This window comes from Mucilaginibacter mali, assembly GCF_013283875.1.
GTDB classification, from domain to species: domain Bacteria; phylum Bacteroidota; class Bacteroidia; order Sphingobacteriales; family Sphingobacteriaceae; genus Mucilaginibacter; species Mucilaginibacter mali.
This window is the reverse complement of the sequence record NZ_CP054139.1, coordinates 5,034,140-5,049,766: the sequence shown is the minus strand read 5'-3', so window position 1 is coordinate 5,049,766 and position 15,627 is coordinate 5,034,140. Positions and strand designations below refer to the sequence as shown.

General features: G+C 47.5%; 15 protein-coding genes. 5 read left to right on the top strand and 10 right to left on the bottom strand.

The annotated features are described in order from the left end of the window. Window positions 1-22 precede the first annotated feature (22 nt). From HQ865_RS21365 to HQ865_RS21350, 4 genes are all read right to left on the bottom strand, one after another. Window positions 23-817 carry a DUF1295 domain-containing protein gene (locus HQ865_RS21365; RefSeq protein WP_173416854.1) on the bottom strand — a complete coding sequence of 265 codons (795 nt, stop codon included), beginning with the start codon at window positions 815-817 and terminating at the stop codon, window positions 23-25. Continuing rightward, entirely contained in the window at window positions 810-1,145 is a 336-nt protein-coding gene (locus tag HQ865_RS21360; protein WP_173416853.1) for a DUF1475 family protein, read from the bottom strand. Before HQ865_RS21360 ends, HQ865_RS21365 begins: the two co-directional genes overlap by 8 nt. Before the next feature lie 238 nt (window positions 1,146-1,383). Further along, window positions 1,384-2,112, bottom strand: coding sequence for an acyl-CoA desaturase (locus HQ865_RS21355; protein ID WP_173416852.1), 729 nt, complete (start codon window positions 2,110-2,112; stop codon window positions 1,384-1,386). 293 nt (window positions 2,113-2,405) lie between these two features. Next, window positions 2,406-2,861 (bottom strand): hypothetical protein, encoded by a 456-nt coding sequence (locus tag HQ865_RS21350; protein ID WP_173416851.1) that lies wholly within the window; start codon window positions 2,859-2,861, stop codon window positions 2,406-2,408. A 385-nt stretch (window positions 2,862-3,246) separates the two neighbouring features. Here HQ865_RS21350 and HQ865_RS21345 point away from each other — a divergent pair, with 385 nt between their 5' ends. Continuing rightward, window positions 3,247-3,465: a FeoA family protein gene (locus HQ865_RS21345; protein ID WP_173416850.1), complete on the top strand. Its 219-nt coding sequence runs from the start codon at window positions 3,247-3,249 to the stop codon at window positions 3,463-3,465. Window positions 3,466-3,473: 8 nt separating this feature from the next. Then, complete coding sequence (feoB, locus tag HQ865_RS21340) at window positions 3,474-5,585, top strand: ferrous iron transport protein B (RefSeq protein ID WP_173416849.1); 2,112 nt, start codon at window positions 3,474-3,476, stop codon at window positions 5,583-5,585. Here feoB and HQ865_RS21335 read toward each other — a convergent pair whose 3' ends face one another. Genes HQ865_RS21335 through HQ865_RS21320 form a run of 4 tightly spaced genes read right to left on the bottom strand, consistent with a single transcriptional unit; the run spans window position 5,586 to window position 9,096 of the window. Then, the gene (locus HQ865_RS21335) at window positions 5,586-6,341 is read right to left on the bottom strand and encodes a DNA-formamidopyrimidine glycosylase family protein (protein ID WP_173416848.1); all 756 of its coding nucleotides are present in this window, start codon (window positions 6,339-6,341) and stop codon (window positions 5,586-5,588) included. Between the two features lie 41 nt (window positions 6,342-6,382). Beyond that, complete coding sequence (locus HQ865_RS21330; protein WP_173416847.1) at window positions 6,383-6,673, bottom strand: type II toxin-antitoxin system RelE/ParE family toxin; 291 nt, start codon at window positions 6,671-6,673, stop codon at window positions 6,383-6,385. Then, complete coding sequence (locus tag HQ865_RS21325; protein WP_173416846.1) at window positions 6,673-6,933, bottom strand: hypothetical protein; 261 nt, start codon at window positions 6,931-6,933, stop codon at window positions 6,673-6,675. The genes HQ865_RS21330 and HQ865_RS21325 overlap by 1 nt, the downstream gene beginning before the upstream one ends. 54 nt (window positions 6,934-6,987) lie before the next feature. Then, on the bottom strand, window positions 6,988-9,096 hold the full coding sequence (locus tag HQ865_RS21320; RefSeq protein ID WP_173416845.1) for a hypothetical protein: 2,109 nt from the start codon (window positions 9,094-9,096) through the stop codon (window positions 6,988-6,990). A 236-nt stretch (window positions 9,097-9,332) separates the two neighbouring features. Between HQ865_RS21320 and HQ865_RS21315 the strand changes: the two genes are divergently transcribed. The 3 genes from HQ865_RS21315 to HQ865_RS21305 are packed head-to-tail and all read left to right on the top strand — an operon-like array spanning window position 9,333 to window position 12,224. Beyond that, complete coding sequence (locus HQ865_RS21315) at window positions 9,333-9,821, top strand: hypothetical protein (RefSeq protein ID WP_173416844.1); 489 nt, start codon at window positions 9,333-9,335, stop codon at window positions 9,819-9,821. A gap of 7 nt (window positions 9,822-9,828) precedes the next feature. Next, a complete protein-coding gene (locus HQ865_RS21310) occupies window positions 9,829-10,029 on the top strand; it encodes a helix-turn-helix domain-containing protein (protein WP_173416843.1) in 201 nt (66 codons plus the stop codon). 17 nt (window positions 10,030-10,046) lie between these two features. Then, a complete protein-coding gene (locus tag HQ865_RS21305) occupies window positions 10,047-12,224 on the top strand; it encodes a S41 family peptidase (RefSeq protein ID WP_173416842.1) in 2,178 nt (725 codons plus the stop codon). Window positions 12,225-12,769: 545 nt separating this feature from the next. Here the strand turns inward: HQ865_RS21305 and HQ865_RS21300 are convergent. Together HQ865_RS21300 and HQ865_RS21295 are read right to left on the bottom strand one after the other, a co-directional pair. Then, entirely contained in the window at window positions 12,770-13,972 is a 1,203-nt protein-coding gene (locus HQ865_RS21300; RefSeq protein ID WP_173416841.1) for a DUF1501 domain-containing protein, read from the bottom strand. A 104-nt stretch (window positions 13,973-14,076) separates the two neighbouring features. Beyond that, entirely contained in the window at window positions 14,077-15,459 is a 1,383-nt protein-coding gene (locus tag HQ865_RS21295) for a DUF1800 domain-containing protein (protein ID WP_173416840.1), read from the bottom strand. Window positions 15,460-15,627 lie beyond the last annotated feature (168 nt).

Here is a 15,627-nt window from a genome sequence, read left to right as displayed (position 1 = left end):
ACAAGGTGAGAGTAAAAGATGGTTAGCTTTTCTTAAACCACGGAACAAACACGCTCGTGCTTTTCTGATACGCCCGGAAAGCATCGCCTTTAGACCGCAGCGACTGCTCCTCTGTAGCCGGTATGCCGGTTACTTTTAGCAGCAGATAAAGGATGATAGTCGGACTGATTACGCCCAGCCAGCCATACGGCGAACCCAGCGCGAAGATGAAGTAGGATACCCACATCAGCCATTCAAAAAAATAATTGGGATGGCGCGAATAATACCATAGGCCCTTATCGCACACCTTACCTTTATTGGCCGGGTCTTTTTTAAACTCGGCCAGCTGACGATCGGCCATGGCCTCAAAACTTACGCTGATGAACCACAGGAAAAAGCCGATCCACTCGAAGGCGTTCACGCCCACGGCAGGGTTCATTAAAATAACAAAGAAGGGGACAGCCAGTATGACGTTAGAAACCGCCTGCGCCTGGAAGAAAAAGAAGAATGTACGTTCGGCATTGGGCGCCCATTCCTTGCGCAATTGCTGGTAGCGACCCTCTTCTTCATCAAGGTGGCTTAATATGCGCCGGCCCAGATGTGTCCCCAGGCGCATACCGGCAATAATCACCATACCGCAGATCAGGATGCGGCGTGTTTCCCAACCGGGTGCCAGTAAAAACAGCAGGATAGCGATAACCGGGAAATTGTACGACCAGAACATATCTACCACGCTGGCGTTTTTAATTTTATGCGCCCATAGCCAGGCAGCGGCCATTATCAAACAGCAGGCGGCCAGGCAAACCAGCGCTAAACACCAAACCGAGATATCATCCATTTTGCTTACCGAATAAATGCTTAACGCCCTCGCCGGGTTTTAGTTTGAAGAGCTGTATCAGTACATAGCCGCAGCTGGCAATACTTCCTAAACAGAACAGCAGAACCAACCATAATATCTTTAACGCTATATGCTTTTCTTTATAACATACCCACACATAGATAACCAGTATGTTGGCGTAAAAATCCCACAGGGTGGCGCGCATCCAGGCTATGCCGCCCAGGTAATTCCACTCGGTAAACAGGTTATGGTGCAGGCAGGTATCAATTACCTCGTAGCACATCCAAACGAAAACGATACTGAATAATACCTTGAGGAAATTGATCATATGATGGTTTGTTAAAATTAAACATCAATCCACAACCCGTCTACTCACCCCGACTACGCTACGCTGGTCGGCCCTCTCTTCGCTGCGCGCGGCAGCGGGCAGGGGCAGCATCGGAGAAACACATTCCCTCTTTCGCCAAAGGCGAGAGAGGGTGGTCGGGCGAAGCCACGACCGGGTGAGTGTAACCCCGGTTAGTTTACAAGCGTCGTCTCTACGTTCGCCCCCAGATCCGCGATAATTAAACTTTACGCAAACGAATAATGCGCAACTTATGCATCACCTTAATTATAGGGTACGATGGGTCGAACTCGAACCATTTTTGCGCGAAGTTCACATCGTTTGGCTTCTTGTGGTGGTTGTTTTGGAACAGTTCGCCCATCATCAGGAAATCCAGCGGAAGCGAGTTTTTGCTATGGTCGTCGTTATCGTGATTGCTGTAGCCATATTTGTGGCCACACCAGTTAACGATAGCGCCATGCAGCGGGCCCATAATAAAATGGAAGGGCAGCAATAGCCACAGGTACCAGTGATTAGCGAAAACCACATAAAAACCGATATAAAAAGCCACAAAAAATATGCGGGTGATCCACAGATCGCCAAAGCGATCGATGAACGACCAGGTGGGGTAGCGATCGATAAATTGCGGCTCGGGCTCCAGTTTGTACTTACGATAATCTAAATAAATGTTCTTGGTCTTCATCATCAGGCCCCAAACATCCTTAATAAAATGCGGCGAATGCGGGTCTTTTTCGGTATCGCTGTAAGCATGGTGCATGCGGTGCATAATGGCGTACGCCCGTGGGTTTAGGAACGATGACCCCTGAAATATAAAGGTGCAGAAATAGAACACCTTTTCCCAGAAACCGTTCATCTTAAACATTTTATGCGAGGCGTAGCGGTGCAAAAAGAATGTCTGGAAAAACAGCGACAGGAACCAGTGGGCCAAAAAGAATGCTAAAATAATCATCGAGATTTTTAAATATTGTTAACCAAAGGGGGGTATTGTGGCTTGGTTTTTTATGAATTGATAATTTTGCGCGAAAGTACATTATTAAAAGCGTATTTATAGCTTTTAATAGCAAGTACCTGTATCTTTTACCCAATTAGCATGGGCGCTATGCCTGTGCCAGCAGGCAAAACATAAACGACAGGCTTAAAATGAATAGCAAAGCTTTGATGTAATTCGCGTTCATATTATTATTTACGTTGAAATGGTGTGGAATAGTTTCCTAATGGTTAATTATTTTGTCGGACAGCTTGCTATTTATCTTTGTTACAGAAGTTCATCTGGCTTTCCGTAAGGCCATCGGCCCGAATATCAATGTCGCTTGTATCTGCCTGGCCGTTTTGATAACGGGTGATCATTATATTTCTTTTCGCATCAATGGCTACAAAGGATATTGGTGCAATAGTATAGTCCGGTCCGGCTGACATGGTGGCTATGCCATTCTTGATCTTTAGGGCGATCAGGTCATTAAAAAGATACAAGCTCTTTTTATTGCAGGTGTCCAGTTTAAGGCATATCAAAAGATAAGGCCTGCCTCCGTACTTATACACACTCGAATCAATAACTTTTCCGCTAAGTCTCAGATCACCTAAAGCCAGTAGCCTTTGGTGTTTTTCTTTTTCAGCGTTTAAATTAGATACTATAAAAAATGTAATGGCCGCTATTATTGCAAAAGCGAACTTTAAAGTATTGGCATATATCGGTTTCATGTTTATTTAAAGTAACACATAAAGGTAAAAATTAAAGATATATAAGCATGTGTTTGGCGTATATCCAAACTGCTTTGCGCGATAGGGATAGTAGTGGAAAGCCCGGAGCCGGACGGGATAGCGCTAGGGGCTGGCGAGGACTTGCAACGGATAGCCCGGGCCGAAGGCATCGCCATATTAGTCAGTGGGTCATTAGTCATTTCGCTGCGCTGTTTTAGGTTTAAGAAAAAAGATGAGCGTTATCAAAAAAACCATCCTAAATCAGCGATTCCGACAATTACCCCCACTCCCTTTATCATCCCACCCTCATAAAAAAAGAATCAATTATCATTATTTGGATTTAATTTAAATAAGCCATACATTTGAATCGTTCTAAATAACATCAATGAAGCTTTCACAACTTAAAGTAGGTAACAGGGGTATTGTAAAAGAGTTCACCGACCTTGAAATGTCTGTTAAATTAATGGAAATGGGTTGCCTGCCCGGCGAGGAAGTTATTGTTGAACGCATCGCGCCTCTTGGCGATCCTATCGCCATCAACGTATCGGGCTACCAGCTTAGCCTGCGTAAAAGAGAGGCTTCAACCATTATCCTGCATAGTTAGCCTGTAAATTGAAAGCCGAACTGAGAGTTGCACTTGTAGGGAATCCTAATACCGGTAAATCAACACTCTTTAATGTTTTAACCGGGCTTAATCAAAAGATCGGGAATTTTCCGGGTGTTACTGTTGATAAGAAGACCGGTTTTTGCGATTTGCCCGATGGCCGCCGTGCCGAGATCATCGATCTGCCGGGCACTTACAGCTTATATCCCAAAAGCAAGGACGAATCCATCGTTTTTTCTGTTTTAGCCGACCGTGCCAACGATCATAACCCCAATTTGGTGGTGGTGATACTGGATGCCACCAACCTGAAGCGCAACCTGCTTTTATACACCCAGGTAGCCGATTTGAAGATCCCGGTAATTGTAGCGCTTAATATGATGGACCTGGCCAAAAAGTCGGGCATCAGCATTAATGTCGATGAATTTTCGAAGAAGCTGGGTGTACCCGTTATTCCTATCGCGGCCCGAAAGGTTAGCGGTATTGATGAACTGAAAAAAGCCATCTCATTTGCCAACAAAATTGCATTACAACAGGAGAGTATTGAAATAGAACCGATAGCCCCGGCTTTGATCGCGCAGATAAGCCAGGAGATAGGTACCGATAACCCTTACTTCGCGTTGCAGCTGGCGCACCAGCACGAGCATTTGCAATTTCTTACCCCAGCCCAAAGCGACCGCATTGAGGAGTTGGAAAAGGAACACAACTTTCACTCGCAAAAGGCGCAGGCTACCGAGACCATTGCCCGTTACAACTTTATTAACGACCTGCTTTTTGATACGGTTACCATACCTGAGACCGCCCGCGAGGAAAGCATGAGCAATAAGATAGACCGCGTACTTACTCATCGCGTGTTTGGCTTTGTGATATTTATCGGGATACTGCTGTTCATGTTCCAGTCGATATTTGCCTGGTCGGCTTACCCGATGGACCTGATAGCCAACGGATTTGCCTGGTTGCAGAACGAACTGCATGTTTGGCTGCCGGCCGGCCCGGCTACCGATCTGCTGGCCGATGGTATTGTGGCTGGTTTGAGCGGTGTAATGGTGTTTATCCCGCAGATCGCTATCCTGTTTGCCTTTATTTCGATACTGGAAGATACCGGTTATATGTCGCGCGTTACGTTTATGATGGATAAGATCATGCGGAAGGTGGGCTTAAATGGTAAATCGGTAGTGCCGCTGATTGGTGGTTTTGCCTGCGCGGTGCCATCCATTATGAGTACCCGTACCATCGAGAACTGGAAAGACCGGATGATCACCATTATGGTGACCCCGCTGATTACCTGCTCGGCCCGTTTGCCGGTTTATACGCTGCTGATTGCCCTGGTGGTTCCGAAAAAAACGGTTTGGGGCATTTTTAATATGCAGGGCCTGGCGCTTACCGGCATGTATATTTTGAGTTTGGTATCGGCAGTGATTGTGGCCTGGGTATTTAAATTTATACTGAAAAGCCGTGAGCGTGGTTACTTTATTATGGAGCTGCCAGTTTACCGCATGCCGCGCTGGAAGAACGTGCTGCACTCGATGTATGATCGTGCAAAGGCATTCGTGCTACAAGCGGGTAAGGTCATCATCGCCGTATCAGTTATCCTTTGGGTGCTGGCTAGCTACGGTCCGGGCAACCGCTTCGATAACATCGACAAAAAATACGCCGAACCACAATACAAAACCTGGAAAGCCGACGACCTGCGCCACGCCATCGCCACCGATAAACTGGAAAACTCGTACGCCGGCGTATTGGGCCATACTATCGAGCCTGTGATTCGTCCCTTAGGCTTCGACTGGAAGATCGGTATCGCATTAATTACCTCCTTTGCCGCCCGCGAGGTATTTGTGGGCACCATGGCCACCATTTACAGTGTGGATGGCGATGCGGATAAGCTGGATACCGTGCAAAATAAAATGGCCAATGCCATTAACCCCAAAACCGGGCAGCCGGTGTTTACGCTGGCGGTGGCGTTTTCGCTAATGATGTTTTATGCCTTCGCGATGCAGTGCGCCAGTACAGTAGCCGTAGTGTACCGCGAAACCAAGAACTGGCGCTGGCCGGTAGCACAGTTTGCTTATATGACGGTGCTGGCTTATGTGATCAGTTTGATCACCTACCAGTTGTTGAAATAGTTAATCATCCCCATCTGAGGATGCACGGTACAGAACCTGGCACTTGTTGCAAAAGTATGTATGCCTTTTTGTTTTACCAAGATCAGCCTTGTTCAGGGGGATATGATTACGCGGACACATTTCCTGCTCGTAGGCCTCCAGGTGTTTACTCAACTCGCCTGCCTTTCGCCAGGTATAAAAGTCGTGGCAAAAATTTACAGCCTCTTTTATCAGTTGATTCATCTTACGTGTTGGGATATGGCCAACTACACTTTCCGGGTGCACGCGTGAACGGAACAATACCTCGTTCTTCACGATATTGCCCGAACCGGCAAATATATCCTGGTTAAGCAGTTGGTCGCAGATCAGCGTCTTGGGCTTCTTTAACAGTTTTTCTTTGGCTTTTTTAGCATTGAATTTAGGGTTCATCAAATCGGCCGACCAATCGTACACCTCATCCAGCGGTTCTTCTATCAGCTTTACATTGCTGATAGAAAAGTTAACCTCCTCATCGCCAAACTGCATCTGCAGCGATGCGTTACGTTTACCATGATCGTTTATTTTATAACTGCCGAACAAGCCCATGTGTATGCGCACAGCAAAATCATGAAAGCAGATGAGCAGGTGCTTGCCCCAGCCTTTAATGTCGGTAATGGTTTGGTGGTTAATCAGCGCGGGGTCAAAGCCTTTGGCATAGCCTTTAGCCACGGTGATCTTACGGCCAATAAAAGGCTGTAGCTTTTCTTTCAGGATAATTATGGACGGGCCTTCGGGCATACCAGGTTTTATAGATATACCTGCCTGGTGGAGGGATTGTTTTATTTATGCTTTCTTTTAGGATGGCGGCTGGTGTGGAAGATGGACGATACATAAATTATATTTCGCGATTCGATGATCGTATAAACAATAAGGTAGGGAAACTTATCGACCAGGGTTTCATGGAATCCATTTTTTATTGGATAATGAAAAGGATCATTCTGTATTAATTCCAGCTTCTCAACAAATTTTTCACTAAATCTTTTACCTAATCCCGGTTGTTCTTCTTCATAATATTTCCACGCTTTATATAATTCGCGCTCGGCTTTTGGCAACAAAGAAATAATATACATTATTTACCAGTGCTTCCTGAGTGTTCTTTTTCCCATCTTTCAAAAGATGTTTTTATTTCATCTAATGAATAAGTACGGTCTATTCCTTCTTCTGCTCTGCGTACGCGCTCATTAAGTTCCGCCACAAACTCCTCATCTTCCGACCATTCGTATGGCTCGGCTCCCTGGTCTTCAAGCAAAGCATATACCGATTCCAGTATTTTTTCGTCAGCGTTATCTACTGCTTTGTGTATGTGTTCCCGTAATGCTGCTATGGTCATATCAATACGCTTTTAAAACAAATTTAACTATTTAACAGCAATATTCATACCCGTCTATGGCAGCCTATTCAAGCCCTCGGCCCTTACCACCCAGTTGCCATCCTGCGGGAAACCAGGCGCGTTTACGTTAGGCGCACCGTCCCATCCGGCGGCCATCAACCCGGCCGCGGCCATAAAGGCGCTGTTAGCGGGCAGGTAGGCGGGGCAGGCCAGTGGCTCTTTAGCACGCTGCACATGCCCGTTCTTTAAAAACAGCGCGCCAAAGCGGTCGTTAGCTAAAATATTCACCGCCTTATCCGGCTCGTTTAAGCGGGCGGCGGTTAATGCCCCCTTACCCAAACTCCAGCTAATGAAACCGCGCAGACCGCCTTTATCATATATCGAGTTAAATGTTTCGGCCATTACTTTTTCATCTATCATCGGCGTTTTAGGCAGATAGCCCAAAGCCATGATCTGGTCCGATCCGCCATTGCCCGGTTCGGTCTCCAGTTCGGCATAGCGACCATTGTGGATGGCAGGGCGTGATAGTTTGGCCAGGATATCATCCCAATGCTTTTCGCGTGGCATGCCCAGGCGTTCGCGCCAATCCTGCGCCACTTTCAGGCCGTAGTACCACTGTGTGAGTTCAAAGGTTGGATTCTGCGTTTCGTTTTCGGCATTATGCTCGGCTACACCCTTTATAGGCGGACCAAGGATATAGCGTCCGGTCTTCACATCCCAAAAGGCGTATGATGACAGGAACTTTGCCGATTCGAAAACCACATCGCTGTATTTATTAAGCGTGGCTTTATCGGGGTGTGCACGATAGATCAGCTCAGCCAAATAGATAGGGTTACACTGATTCCAGATGATGAACGGGTTAATGCTGCCCGGACTTGGCCGGCCATCAATGCCCGACATTTTTGGCCAGCGTGCGCCCTCAAAGCCCTCGCTTTTGGCCTGGGCTACGGCGGTTGGCAATATCTTTTTATACCAGGCAAAGCTTTTCTCCAGCGATTCGGTATGCCCCCACTCGTAAAACTGCGCGGCATGCCACCAGTACACTTCCGAGTTATGCTTGCCATACCAGCTAATGGTGGTCAACCCCGTTTCCTGCGGTGGGAACGAACCGGCATAGTTTACATGCAACAAGTATTGCGATAATACCATACGGCGCTCCAACTCATTAGCACGCGGATCTTTACTGCCTGAAAGGTCAACCGCTCCGCCTGTAGTCCAGAAGTTTTTCCACGAGGCGATACTTAATGCCCTGATGCCCGCGAATGTAGGTTTTGCATCCTTATTTAAAGTCTTAGAAAACGAACATACGAGTTGCAGACTATCCGCCCCGGTGGCTTCCAAAAGGAAACGGTGATCACCCTCCTGCTTAAACCGGGCCCTTCCCTGCCAGTTTACCGATACGTAATAAATGGTGCCCTCGATATTACGCTTCAGGAGCACGCTGTTGGGTGTTTGGCTGATGATGGTAGTTTGATGGCGATCGGGCTTGCTCCAATCGAACGGAGGTTTATTTTTGATTTTAAAATCGTAAGAATAGGGGAATCGGAACGAGGTCTTCAAGCCGCCTTTTAATAGTGCCGATTTTATTTTGAAGGCCACCTCACTTTGCTCCGGATGCGAGATCGTCTCTACCGACACCGGTGTGCCGTTCACCGTATAATTACTGCTGATGATACCCCGCCACAGGTCGAGTTTTTGGTGGATATTGCCAATAGCGGCAGTATCCAGCGGCTTGCCATCGCCCTGAACCAAACCGATCTGCCCAAGCGGCACCGGGTGCGGGTTCTGACGGAAGTACTCGCCGGCTGGTGTTTTCTCCTGGCTGGCATACATAATTTTACGTCCATGGAAATCGATCTCCTTCATGGCATCCTGCAACTTCAACTGATCAACATTGGGGAACGAATGCCAGCACCAGGTACTCAGCGTCTCCAGCGAGGTGCCGTTCTTCCAGTAATGGTCCTCGAACGATTGCATCCCGGTAATATCGGCCGTAAAGGCAAAATCGCCGTTACCTACCGAAAGCGGGGCCAGCGGTTCTATCCGGCTGATCTCGACATTATGCCGGGTTACCAGCGCGTAACGATCTATGCGTTGGGCTTTGATTTGATACGACAGGGCAAGACACAGCAAGGCAGCTGGGATGGTATAACGAAATTTCATGAAGCGGTGGTTTATATCAGTATGATGATCAAATCTAAAATAAAAAGGGAAAGCGACTGTCCTGTACTGTGGCGTGCGGCGGAGACTCAGCCTGACAACGTCGCATGGTCGGGATTAGTCTGTTGATTTAATCGTATAGTTTTAATTATTTATCGTTTTATTTTAAATTTTATTTGTTTTGATTTAAAAACTATTTATGTTTGATGCAGTATAAACCATATCAGCACAAACCAAAAATGAAAACATCAAACCGTATTATTACACTCATTTGGCTTATTATCGCCTTATCGGCGCTGTTCTCTGTATTCTCGCTTTTTAAGGGCATCGGGCAGTATAACAGTCAGCCGCTGTTCTTTTGGCTCACTATGATCAAGCTGGTATCTACCGCTATTTTACTGGTGATGGGCCTTTATATGCGCCGGGTAGTTTTATCATACACAGCCAAACAGCCCTGGGATGAAAAGAATTATTTAAAAATGAAGCGCATGGGCTACCTGGCATTGGTGCTGGTTAACGCCGCCTTCCAGGCCGGGTACGAGCAAATGTGGAAGGTGCTTACCCATAGCATTGTTCCTGTAGATGGCCTGTACAGCTTCCGCAGGTTTTACGGGATCTTGTTTACCGAATCGCCGGCGATGTGGGTGTTGGCCTTAAGCATATTTTTATTTGCCGAACTGATCAAGGCCGCCCACCAGGTTAAGGCCGAAAACGAATCTTTTATTTAAACAAGCCATGCCCGTAGTTATTAATTTAGATGTGATGATGGCCAAACGTAAAATGTCGCTTGGCGAATTATCGCAAAAGGTGGGGGTTACCAATGTTAATCTTTCCATCCTGAAGAACGGAAAAGCAAAAGGTGTACGCTTCGACACACTTGAAGCCATATGTAAAGCGTTAGATTGCAAACCCGGAGATATTATTGATATTGAATAACAACAAACCTTAACCAAATGAAAAAACAACCTTTTACATTATTGTGCCTGCTGCTATTCAGCCTGTCCGTATCAGCTCAGGATCTCACCTTTGAGAGTACCCCTACCGGCTTACCTGCCGGGCTGTTCACCAATGGTAACGATCATACCTTTCAACTCAGTACCGAAAACCCGCATTCGGGTAAATATGCTTTGTCGGTTACAGCTAAGGATAAGGCTACTGATAACTCGGTGGCCATTGCCAGTTACTCAGTCCCGGCAAAATTCAACGGTAAAACGTTGACGCTTAAAGGCTGGATCCGCACCGCTAACATGACCGGCAAAGCCACCATCTGGCTGCGGGTTGATGGCGCGGGCGGCGCCGTTGCATTTGATAATATGCTGACCCGGGCCGTTACCACCAATATCGGCTGGACACAGTTTACCGTTACAGTACCTTATCCATCGTCCGAAGCGAAATCGGTCGCGTTTGGCGGGTTGGTGATGGGCAAGGGCAATGTTTGGTTTGATGACCTTGAAATTGCCGGCGGTAACGAAACGGTGAGTAATCCCATTAATGTGGTGGAACCATCAAATGTTGCGGAGATCACACTGAATCCACAAACTACCCAAAACCTGTACGCCCTTGGCCGGATATGGGGCTTGCTGAAATACTTCCACCCGGCCGTAGCCGATGGTAACTATGATTGGGATGCCGAGCTATTTAAGGAACTGAATAAAGTATCAACCAACCGCGGCGAGTTTAACGCCGAAATGCTACATTGGATAAACGCCTTAGGCACCCTAAGCGATTGCAAATGCAAACCGGCCGTTACCGATAGCCTGCTGGCTGCTAACAATTGGATCAATAACAAAGACCTTTTCGACCCGCAGGTAAGTACCGCTTTAAAAAACGTGATCACCGGGCGCAATACGGGTAAAAACAAATACATATCATTTGCGCCGGGCGTTAACAACCCTAACTTCAGCACCGAAAAACCTTATCCGGGCATGAGTTCCATCGATCCCGGCTACCGTATGTTGTCGCTATTCCGCTTCTGGAATATGGTGGAGTATTTTTTTCCATATAAAAATATCATCGGCGAAGATTGGGACAAGGCCCTGGCCGCAATGATCCCATCGTTTGTGAGCGCCAAAACCCGGTTAGATTATAAACTGGCCGTTTGGAGCATGATCAACCGCATACATGATACTCACGCCAATTTGTACAGCCATACCAGCGACCCCGAAATGCTGAAATACATCGGCGGCACCCGCCAGTTGCCGGTTACCGTTCGGCTAGTGGAAAACAAATGGATGATCACCAAAATATCAGCTGAAAACCCTGATAACTATCCGCTTAAAAAGGGCGATGTGATTGTTACCATTAACGGTAAAACCGCCGCCGATCGCGCCGCTTTCCTGATGCCTTATTCCTGCGCATCAAACATCAGCACGGCCAACCGCAACATTGGTAACGACTTTTTTTGGACCGATGCCGAAAAGCTGCACCTGCAGATCAGCCGCGATGGCCAAAATATGGATATAGACGCCCCATCAATGGATATACAAGCGTACATGGCAATGGCACGTAAAAACGCCACCGGCGGCGGCTATACCCCGCCCTATAAGCTGCTTAACCCGCAGGTAGGTTATGTTACCTTTGATAAGATAAAAAGCGGTTTCTTTAAACAGATGTTCGAAGAGTTTAAGGATACCAAGGGCATTGTGCTGGATATCCGCAATTACCCGTCGGAATTTGTAGTGTTCTCGCTGAACGAATACCTGCGCAGCGCGCCTGCCCCGTTTGTTAAATTTACCAATACCAACACCGATAAGCCTGGTATCTACAACTATACGCCAAATGTGGTGGTAGGCACCAAAAACAAAGACGCCTACAAAGGCAAACTGGTAGTGTTGGTAAACGAAGAAAGCCAAAGCCAGGCCGAATACACCACCATGGCCCTGCGTGCCGGCGGTCGCGCCACAGTAATGGGCAGCCAAACAGCCGGTGCCGACGGCAATATCAGCCCTATTGTTTTGCCGGGTGGGTTGAGTACCTTCTTTTCAGGCATCGGCGTGTTTTATCCCGATGGAAAGGGTACACAACGTATCGGCATGGTGCCTGATGTGGAGGTGAAGCCGACGGTTAAGGGCATTGCGCAGGGTAAGGATGAGGTGTTGGAGCGGGCTGTGGAGTGGATTGAGAAGAATTGATGGGTGTCAGTCTGAGCCTGTCGAAGACTGCGTGGAGGACCTGCCAAACGTGTAGACTCACCCGGTCGTGGCTACGCCCGACCACCCTCTCTCCGCTGCGCGGAAAGAGGGATTAAAAATTTTTTACTATGCCGATAGTCGACCACCTATGCCTTGGTTGCCACAACCCCTCCTTCCCTCTTTCCGCGCAGCGGAGAGAGGGTCGACCAGCGAAGCGTAGTCGGGGTGAGTCCACACCGCTTGTAGAAGAAGAAGCAATGCCATTGAAAAGCGCGGGGACTGTGCGATTCCCCTCTTGAGAGTAATAGCCCAAACGTGCGATAAAAAGCGTGGGGCGTGTGCGATTCCCTCCCATGGGGAGGGTTGAGGGAGGGGTTTCTACCATATTACTCATGCCTAAACCCCTCCCTGCCACTACGCAGGTCTTCCGCACCCCTCCCCAAGGAGGGAACTGTCAAATGATGGGCTATTACTCTTGAGAGGGGAATTAAAAAACACAAGGGGCCAACTGTTTCCGGTTGGCCCCTTGCATAACAAAACTAAAACTATATAAAATTTAACCCGGAAAAGTTCTTATTCAGCACCTGGCTGTTGTTTACCTCCAGCCATTTATCTAAAAGAGTGGCGTAAACATCCCTAAAATCTACCTGGTATTTTAGGTCTCCATTTTCCAGATCGTTTAGATTGGGCGCATCGTTATAGATACCTGCTTTGGCCAGCTTGCCGCCGAAGATAAATACATTGTTGGCTGTACCGTGGTCGGTGCCGTTGCTGGCGTTCTGTTCTACCCGGCGGCCAAATTCAGAGAAGGTCATGATCAGGGTATCATCCAGTTTTCCAGTCGACTTCAGGTCTTTTACAAAGGCAGCAACTGCATCGCCATATGTTTTTAACTGCCGGCCTTGCTGATCCTGCTGGCCAACGTGTGTATCAAAACCTCCCAGCGATACATAGTAGATACGTGTTTGCAAACCCGAGTTAATGAATTTGGAAATATTCTTCAGCTGGTTACCAAGACCGGTTGCAGGGTAGGTTGCTGTTACGTTGTACGTTTTGGATGTTTTTTGAATATAATCTGCCGATGAATACGTCTCTATCATGGTTTTGTACAAGTAGCCCAGGTTATCCTCGCTCAGGTGTGCGGCATCGTGCTTATCCTGCACCAGGTCTTTAAAAAAGGGTTCGCGGGTACTTTGAAACAGGCGGTTGGGGTCCTGCACGGCAATGCCCTTCAAATTAGCCCCCTTCATCGCCAGCGAGAGGGTATCATCCACCTCTATAGCCGTATACGGGTTGCTGCAGGTTTGGCAATTGCTATCCAGGTAGCGGCCTATCCAGCCGGTGGTAAGAAACTGATTGGCATCACTGCCGGTTTGCCAGATATCCATCGACCGGAAGTGCGACCTGTCCGGATTGGGATACCCTACCGAATTGATGATGCTCATCCAACCCTGATCGTAAATTTCCTTCAGGGCCGATAAGTTAGGGTTAAGCCCCAGCATATCGGTCAGGCCAATCACCTTATCCTGCGCAAGCGCAATGGTTTTGCGCTTTTGGTAATAGATGTCGTTACCAAAGGGAACCACGGTATTCAAACCATCGTTGCCGCCCGATAGCTGGATGATGACCAGGTTTTTATACCCGCTCAGGGCATCCATGGCAAAGGCCTCGAACGGCTTTAAAAAAGCCGGTATCATCAACGCGCCCGATGCCAGCGCTGTTTTCTTTAAAAAGTCTCTTCTTTCCATCTTTCAATTTTGAAAAGTCCGGAAGTCCGCAAAGACCGGAAGTCCGGAAGATGTTTCTTCAATAAGTATCGTCTTTCCGACTTCCGGTCTTCCCGTCTTTCGGACTAGCAAAGCTGATACTCCGGCGTGCTCACCACCTGTATCACCATTGTTTTTATATCTGTCATCCTGTTTACTTCGGCAACCAGGGTGGTGTTAAGCTTAGGCTCCAGCATAAATTCGGCTACTTCCTGGTGCGTTGTTTTCATGGGGATCCGCTGCAAAAACTTGTCCCAATCCGGTACCGATTGTGTCCGTTTGATCACGCTAAATTGTTGCTTTCGCATAGATGCCAGGTAGGCCTCATCCTCGGGCGTGGCCTTGCCGCTAAAGTCTATCACCCCGGCGCTCAGCACGGTTGATGGGATCTTCATGCGGTACATCAGCGATGAGCTGTCTATCCAACTGCGGCCGCCGGGCCAACCTGCCACATTTGGCGGGCGAAACAGCACCTGCCCCAGCGTACGTTGAAACTGCAGCAGCACATCGGGGTTATCATATTTCACATAAAACTGGCGGTTCAGTCCCACTAAAAACTCCACCGGCGATTTTACCAGGTTTCCGGTATTCTTATCCTCATAAAACCAGTCGGATGTAAACACAAATTCCAATAGCGGGCCGATCTCGTAATTGCCCTTGTAAAACACATTGGTCATTTGCTCTACGTGGGTATCGTCGGGCACCTCATTCACCAAATATTTATACAGTTTGGTGCAGATGTATTTGGCCGTTAACGGATTTTTAAGGATGATATCGATAATGTCCTCACCGCAAAAATTTGCGGTATTGTTCATAAAGGTCTTCAAACCAGTATCGTGCACACCGGGGCGAAAAACGTAGCTGGCCGTTTTTCCGTCGTACTGCCAGCCGGTAAAAGCCCGGGCCGATTCTTTAATATCCTGCTCGGTATAATGCCCGCGGCCAATGGTAAACAGCTCCATCAACTCGCGCGCGAAGTTCTCGTTAGGGTGCGCCTTTACGTTTTGCTGGTTATTTAAAAACTGCAACATGGCCGGCGTTTGCGATACCTGTATCAGCAGGGTTTTAAAATTACCTAAGGCATTGGCGCGTTGTATATTGTTTAGTTGCTGGGCATAATACGAGTTGCCAATGTTGCAGGCAAAATGGTTGTGCCAAAACAGGGTCATCTTTTCGCGCAGTTGGGCCTCGCTATCATTCATCTGTGTAAACCAGGCAGCGTTAAGGCCTTTTTCCTGCTTGTTGCGCAGGTCCTGTATCACCTTTTTTTCTTCTTCGGTTTGATCTTTATGATAGCGCAGGTCAAGGTTTTCGTCAACCACGGTAATGGGCTGGCTTACGGCCGATGTTTCAAAAAGCTTTTTTACGGTTTTTTTAATGGACCAGTTGACGCGGTCGTGCAGGTCTTCAAACCGGATGCCAAAGCCGGCCCGCGCGTACAAGTGTTTAATTTGCCTGGCGTTATTCATGATTGGGGTATTAGCTAAATGTAGTGATGATAAGACATAGCAATTTAAAAAAGGTTTAAGCCAAAATGAAAATCGGATGAAATTTTATTTAGCAGAAGCCCGGCATACAATATTGGCCGGGAATGGTTTTAGTAAAATGAAAATAATTTTGTTTTAAGAAAACATGCT